This window comes from Aliiglaciecola lipolytica E3, from assembly GCF_000314975.1.
GTDB classification, from domain to species: Bacteria; Pseudomonadota; Gammaproteobacteria; order Enterobacterales; family Alteromonadaceae; genus Aliiglaciecola; species Aliiglaciecola lipolytica.
The window spans coordinates 1-1,089 of record NZ_BAEN01000024.1 but is presented as its reverse complement, the minus strand read 5'-3'; the positions used below and the strand labels follow the sequence as shown (position 1 = coordinate 1,089).

The window sequence follows — 1,089 nt, the reverse complement described above, 5'->3', positions numbered from 1 at the left end:
AATCCTCTGTAGACCACACCAATAAATGGCTGCGGAGGTGGGTTACTACTTATAAGTGTGGCAAATTAGGTAAATATCGTACATTTAATACGGAACAGCCCTGATATGGCCATCAAAAACGAAATTACTATTCTCACGAGAGCAGAACAGGCAGATCTTTATTCCCCACCCATTTTTTCAATCGAAGAACAACGTCTGTACTTTTCTCTGAACGATGCGGAATTGGCAGTTTTTCGGTCAATTCGTCTCAGAGCTCATAGATGTTACTTTGTCGCGATTTTGGGATACTTCAAATCAAAGCCCGTCATCCTAGATATCGCTTACTCGCAGGTTTCTAAGGATTTAATGTTCATCAGTAAAGAGCTGCTTGGCGGCAAGGGGCTCAGACCATTCACTCCCTCACAAAAACAAAAAGATCGACTCTACGCAAAAGTATTAGACCTTGCTGGTTATCACAAATGGGACGAAAGTCAGCACTTCAATTCTCTTTTCGACCACCTTGTTCAGGTGGGCAATGCCTGGCTGGAGCCGCGTTACCTCTTTGATACTGCTATTGAATTCCTAACCAGTCACAGCATTGCTATCCCTAGGTACACCGTACTCCAGAGACTGATAAGCAGAGCGATGCAGCAGGTCAGAAAAGACCTGGCGCACCAACTTAATCAACTCACCAGTCCTGAACTTCACGTCTTTCTGGACAGCATAACAGCCATTGATGACGGACTAAGCCTGAACCAGCTCAGAGGCGGTGCAAAAAGTCTGACCGTACCTGAACTTAAAAAAGAGCTTGCCCTTTATCATCAGTTAGCGCCATGGCGCACGCAAATCAATGGCGTTATCGATGGGCTTAATCTGTCTCTTAAAAATCGACAACACTTCGGTGAGCTCATCAACTATTACGGTAGTAAACTCAAACGATTCAAACGCGCACAGCAGCATCTATGGTTGCTATGTCACCTGACAGAGCGGATACAACTGGCACTGGAACGGTTAACTGATGGGTTCATTTACCATATCCGCAAGCAACAAGAAGCTGCCAACACCTTTGCACAACAAGCAGTGTTCCTGTCCTGGCAGTCAGCCGCGGAC

Annotated in this window: 1 protein-coding gene; it reads left to right on the top strand. The window is 45.7% G+C overall.

Annotation, left to right across the window (positions count from 1 at the left end; genetic code table 11):
* Positions 1 to 105 precede the first annotated feature (105 nt).
* Positions 106 to 1,089, top strand: a 984-nt coding sequence (locus GLIP_RS06125; RefSeq protein WP_040522107.1) for a DUF4158 domain-containing protein, incomplete at its 3' end; no start/stop codon positions are given.